General features: G+C 72.9%; 7 protein-coding genes. 3 read left to right on the top strand and 4 right to left on the bottom strand.

Annotated features, from left to right (window positions below; all coding sequences use genetic code 11):
• The coding region (locus tag ACQKIP_RS39960) for a pirin family protein (RefSeq protein ID WP_427745292.1) at positions 1-422 on the bottom strand (422 nt) is incomplete at its 3' end.
• A gap of 168 nt (positions 423-590) precedes the next feature.
• On the opposite strand from ACQKIP_RS39960, the gene ACQKIP_RS39955 reads away from it, so the two are divergent.
• Positions 591-938: a tetratricopeptide repeat protein gene (locus ACQKIP_RS39955; protein ID WP_365860845.1), complete on the top strand. Its 348-nt coding sequence runs from the start codon at positions 591-593 to the stop codon at positions 936-938.
• 45 nt (positions 939-983) lie between these two features.
• Here ACQKIP_RS39955 and crcB (ACQKIP_RS39950) read toward each other — a convergent pair whose 3' ends face one another.
• The 3 genes from crcB (ACQKIP_RS39950) to ACQKIP_RS39940 all read right to left on the bottom strand — a co-directional run bounded on the left by crcB (ACQKIP_RS39950) (position 984) and on the right by ACQKIP_RS39940 (position 2,224).
• Positions 984-1,358, bottom strand: a complete 375-nt coding sequence (gene crcB, locus ACQKIP_RS39950; protein WP_365860843.1) for a fluoride efflux transporter CrcB — start codon at positions 1,356-1,358, stop codon at positions 984-986.
• Positions 1,359-1,380: 22 nt separating this feature from the next.
• Positions 1,381-1,791 (bottom strand): fluoride efflux transporter CrcB, encoded by a 411-nt coding sequence (crcB, locus tag ACQKIP_RS39945; RefSeq protein WP_365860841.1) that lies wholly within the window; start codon positions 1,789-1,791, stop codon positions 1,381-1,383.
• A gap of 67 nt (positions 1,792-1,858) precedes the next feature.
• Positions 1,859-2,224, bottom strand: a complete 366-nt coding sequence (locus ACQKIP_RS39940; RefSeq protein ID WP_361201145.1) for an ArsR/SmtB family transcription factor — start codon at positions 2,222-2,224, stop codon at positions 1,859-1,861.
• A gap of 95 nt (positions 2,225-2,319) precedes the next feature.
• Between ACQKIP_RS39940 and ACQKIP_RS39935 the strand changes: the two genes are divergently transcribed.
• Entirely contained in the window at positions 2,320-4,344 is a 2,025-nt protein-coding gene (locus tag ACQKIP_RS39935) for a heavy metal translocating P-type ATPase (protein WP_365860838.1), read from the top strand.
• A 151-nt stretch (positions 4,345-4,495) separates the two neighbouring features.
• The coding region (locus ACQKIP_RS39930; RefSeq protein ID WP_427745291.1) for a transposase at positions 4,496-4,814 on the top strand (319 nt) is incomplete at its 3' end.

The raw sequence follows: 4,814 nt of genomic DNA, 5'->3' as shown, positions 1-4,814 counted from the left end.
ACCCACAACTGGGCGCCGTGCAGGAGGCGGGCGTGCTTGCGCGGGCTCTCCTCGGAGTGCGAGATCGCCCGGCCCGACGTCATCAGACCGAGCTCGCGGGGGCGGATCGTCTGGAGGCTGCCGGTGGAGTCGCGGTGCAGGACCTCGCCGTCGTGCAGCCAGCTCACCGTCTGCAGGCCCATGTGCGGGTGGGGGCCCACCTGCATGCCGGGCTCGTCGGCGATGTCGTCGGGGCCGTAGTGATCCACGAAGCACCAGGCGCCGACCATGCGGCGGCCCAGGTTGGGCAGCAGGCGGCGCACCTCCGTGGATTCGCCGAGCTTGACCTTGCGGGGGCTGAGGAGTTCCCGGACCGGTTCGGCGACGACGAACCCGCGCCCGCCGCACAGAGAGGGAACCGGCTCACGATCAAGATTGCTCATGCCGCACAACCTAGCCCCGTGGGGCGCCCGGCGTCAGGCGCGCGCTCCGGTCATTCCGGAGGAACCCGCGCCCCCGGGTTGCCCCGGCCGCCCGGAGCCGCCTCGGCCGGACCAGTTGGTGGAATTTTTAATCACATCCCGCCGTTGGAGGGCTCGAAGGAGGCAACAGTGGACACGATGTACTACGACCACGGAACCGCGGCGGAGCGCTGGGAGCGCGCGCGGCAGTTCTTCGACGCCAAGGAGTACGCCACGGCGGCGCGCATCCTCGACCCCCTGGCCGACGAGGTGCCGGAGCAGGTCGCCCCGCGTCTGCTGCTTGCCCGCGCCTACTACCACTCGGCTCAACTGCTGCGCGCGGAGACCGAGTTGCGTACGGTCATCGAGCTCGACCCCGTCGAGCAGTACGCCCGGCTGCTGCTCGGCCGCACGCTCGAACGGCAGGGGCGGGACGCCGACGCGGCCCCGCACCTGCGGATGGCCGCGGCCCTCTCGGGCGACTTCGCGGAGGCCTGATCCCGGGGCGCACGGCCGCTGGAGACCTGATCCAGCGGCCTCGGCTCACGGCCACACGGCTTCGGCCAGCGCCACGCCCACGAAGACCGCGCCCAGCGCCGCGGCCACGCTGATCACTGCGTTGGCCGCGGCATAGAACCGGGAGCCGCCCTCGGCGAGCCGCAGCGTGTCGTACGAGAAGGTCGAGTACGTGGTCAGGGCGCCGCACAGGCCGGTTCCGAGGAACAGCTGGATGTGGGAGCTGGCGGCGCCCGCGACGGTCGCGCCGGTGAGCACGCCGAGGATCAGACTGCCCGCCACGTTGGCCGCGAGCGTTCCCCACGGGAAGACCGTGTCGTGCCTGGCCTGCACGGCACGGTCGGTGAGGAACCGCAGCGGGGCGCCGATCATCGCCCCCGCCACCACGCAGAGCCAGTTCATGTGACCTCCGCGGCCGGGCCGTTCACGGCTGCCTCAGGGCCACGACGCGGCGCGTCAGCCACGCCGCGCTCCAGACCGCCGCGAGGGCCGCGAGGAGCGTCAGGCCCAGATAGGCCAGACCCGTACGGGCGTGTCCGCCCTTCACCAGGCGCTCGACGTCCATCGCGTAGGTGGAGAACGTGGTGAAGCCGCCCAGTACGCCCGTACCGAAGAAAGGGCGCAGCAGGCGGTGCGGTGTCCGCATCACCTCCGTGAGGATGACCATGAAGGCCCCCATGACGGCGCATCCGACGACGTTCACCAGGAGCGTCGTGGTGGGGAAGGCGCCGGTGGCGGTGGGCCAGATCTGGGACGCTCCGTAGCGGGCGGACGCGCCGATCGCGCCGCCGACGGCCACGGCCGCCACCACGGGCCACACGCCGTTCTCCCTCACCTGCACCACCTCTGCGGAATCCGCGGTCCGCCGGGCCAAAAGATCACCACGGAAGATCGTCCTCAGGCTAGCCGCCCGCCGGTGTGTCCCGCAGTCCGAGGCGCAGGTGCTCGACGTGGAAGAGCGCCTGGTCGAGGAGTTCGGCGACGTGGTGGTCGTAGAGGGCGTAGATGACCGAGCGGCCGTGCCGTTCGCCGGTGATCAGGCCGAGGTTGCGCAGCAGGCGCAGCTGGTGGGAGCAGGCCGACTGCTCCATGCCGACCGCGTCGGCCAGATCGCCGGCTGCGCAGGGGCCCTCCTGGAGGCGGGCGAGGATCAGCAGCCGGGACGGCGTGGCCAGGGCCTGGAGCGTGGCGGCGACGTCGGCGGCCCCCACGGAGTCCAGGCGTTCGCGCGTGGTGGCGGTGCTCTTGTCGTCGACTCCGTGGCCCATGGCGTCATCCTATCGATGACACATGAAAAGCTGTTCATTCATTCCTGTACGGTGATGACGTTGCCGCTCCCCAGCCCGTGAAGGGTTACTCCGCCATGCCCGCAGCCCCGCCCGACACACCCACTCCCCTGCCCGTCCGGCCCGCCCGTCCGCGATCCGGCCCCGCACCGGCCCCGCGCCGCCGCACCCGCGTCCTCGCCCTCGCCGAAGCCCGCTGGGCGGCGGCAGCGACGGCCGCGTTCCTGGCGGCGCTGCCGCTCCAGCTGGCCGGGGCCGCTGCCTGGACGTGGGGCGTTCTGTACGCCGTCGCGTACGTCGCCGGGGGCTGGGAACCGGCGCTCGCCGGGCTGCGGGCGCTGCGCGAGAAGAACCTGGACGTGGACCTCCTGATGATCGTCGCCGCCCTCGGCGCGGCCTCGATCGGGCAGGTCATGGACGGGGCGCTGCTCATCGTCATCTTCGCGACGTCCGGCGCCCTCGAGGCCCTGGCCACCGCCCGTACCGCCGACTCGGTGCGCAGCCTGCTCGACCTCGCACCCGCCACCGCCACACGTCTTGCCGCCGGGGGCGGCGAGGGCGGCCAGGCTGGCGAGGGTGGCGAAGAGACGGTAGGCACTGCCGAGTTGAGGGTCGGCGACGTCATCCTCGTACGACCCGGCGAGCGCGTGGGCGCCGACGGCGAGGTGCTCGACGGGGCCAGTGACGTCGACCAGGCGACGATCACCGGGGAGCCGCTGCCGGTCGGCAAGGCGGCCGGGGACGAGGTGTTCGCGGGGACGCTGAACGGGGCGGGTGCGCTGCGGGTGCGGGTCGGGCGTGACGCGTCGGACTCGGTGATCGCGCGGATCGTGGCGATGGTCGAGGAGGCGTCGGAGACCAAGGCGCCGACGCAGCTGTTCATCGAGAAGGTCGAGCAGCGCTACTCGCTCGGCATGGTCATCGCCACGCTCGCCGTCTTCACCGTCCCGCTGGCACTCGGTGACGACCTGACCGGGGCCCTGCTGCGGGCGATGACGTTCATGATCGTGGCATCGCCGTGCGCGGTGGTGCTGGCCACCATGCCGCCGCTGCTCTCGGCGATCGCCAACGCCGGACGGCACGGCGTCCTGGTCAAGTCCGCCGTCGTGATGGAGCGTCTGGGACAGGTCGACGCGGTCGCCGTCGACAAGACCGGCACCCTGACCGAGGGGACTCCCCGGGTGACCGCCGTCCACGCGCTGCCGGGCAGCGACCTGACCGATGATGCCCTCCTCGCGCTCGCCGCGGCAGCCGAGCACAGCAGCGAGCACCCGCTGGCCCGCGCCGTCGTGGGTGCGGCGCGCGCCCGCGGCCTGGCCCTCCCGTCCGCCACGGGCTTCACGTCGGCGCCGGGTGTCGGGGTGCGTGCCACGGTCGGGGGCGCGACCGTCGAGGTGGGGGCTCCGGCCCGGCTCCTCGCAAGCCCGCCGCAGGACGCGACCGCCGCCGATGCGCTGGCTCGCGCCGGGCAGTTGGGCGAGGACGGCCAGACCGCCGTGCTCGTCCTGCGCGACGGCGTCCCCGTCGGCGTCCTCGGCATCGCCGACCGCCTCCGCCCCGACGCAGCGGCGACCGTCACCGCCCTGGAGACCCTGACCGGCACCGCCCCGATGCTGCTCACCGGCGACAACGCGCAGGCCGCGGCCCAGCTCGCGAAGGAGGTCGGCATCGATGACGTACGGGCCGGGCTGCTGCCGCAGGACAAGGTCGCGGCGGTGCGCGAGGCGGAGGGCGCCGGACGCAGGGTCCTGGTCATCGGGGACGGCGTCAACGACGCGCCCGCCCTCGCCGCGGCCCACACCGGCATCGCGATGGGCCGGGCCGGTTCCGACCTCGCTCTGGAGACCGCCGACGCGGTCGTCGTGCGGGACGAACTCGCCACTGTGCCACGGGTGATCGCCCTGTCCCGGCGCGCCCGCGGGCTCGTGGTGCAGAACCTGGTGATCGCCGGGGCGTTCATCGCCGTACTGGTCACCTGGGACCTCGTCGGCACCCTGCCGCTGCCCCTGGGCGTGCTCGGCCACGAGGGCTCCACCGTGCTCGTGGGGCTCAACGGCCTGCGGCTGCTGCGGGACGCGGCGTGGCGGGACGCGGGCGCCTGAGCGCGACCCGGCGGGATGGCGGTGCTACGGCTCGGGCAGGACGCAGGGCCCGTCACCACTGCGGGACGCTGTTGGCGAATCTGGCTGCGGGTTCTTGTGTCGGCCCCCGAGACTTGTGTCTCGGGGGCCGACGTCGTGGTGGGGGTCTGCGATGTCGATGCGGCCGAAGGGGCCGGACAGGATTCCGGTAGAGACGGTGCGGGTGGCGCGGGCGGCGTTCCCGCGCGGGAGTCTCGCGATCCGGGTGAGGGACGAGTTGGGGCCGTTGTTCACGGATGCGGAGTTCGTGGACTTGTTCCCGGTGCGGGGCAGGCCTGCCTGGTCGCCGGGGCGGCTGGCATTGGTGCTGGTGTTGCAGTTCGTGGAAGGGCTGACCGACCGGCAGGCCGCGGAGGCGGTGAGGGCCAGGATCGACTTCAAGTACGCTCTCGGGCTTGAGCTGACCGACCCGGGGTTCGACTTCTCGGTGC

The organism is Streptomyces sp. NPDC059900, from assembly GCF_050270335.1.
Lineage (GTDB): Bacteria > Actinomycetota > Actinomycetes > Streptomycetales > Streptomycetaceae > Streptomyces.
This window is presented reverse-complemented; position numbering and strand designations above follow the sequence as displayed.

Excerpts from the sequence above, each read along its gene's own strand:
- crcB (WP_365860843.1), bottom strand. The coding sequence starts at position 1,358 with ATGAACTGGCTCTGCGTGGTGGCGGGGGCGATGATCGGCGCCCCGCTG.
- ACQKIP_RS39940 (WP_361201145.1), bottom strand. The coding sequence starts at position 2,224 with ATGGGCCACGGAGTCGACGACAAGAGCACCGCCACCACGCGCGAACGC.
- ACQKIP_RS39935 (WP_365860838.1), top strand. The coding sequence starts at position 2,320 with ATGCCCGCAGCCCCGCCCGACACACCCACTCCCCTGCCCGTCCGGCCC.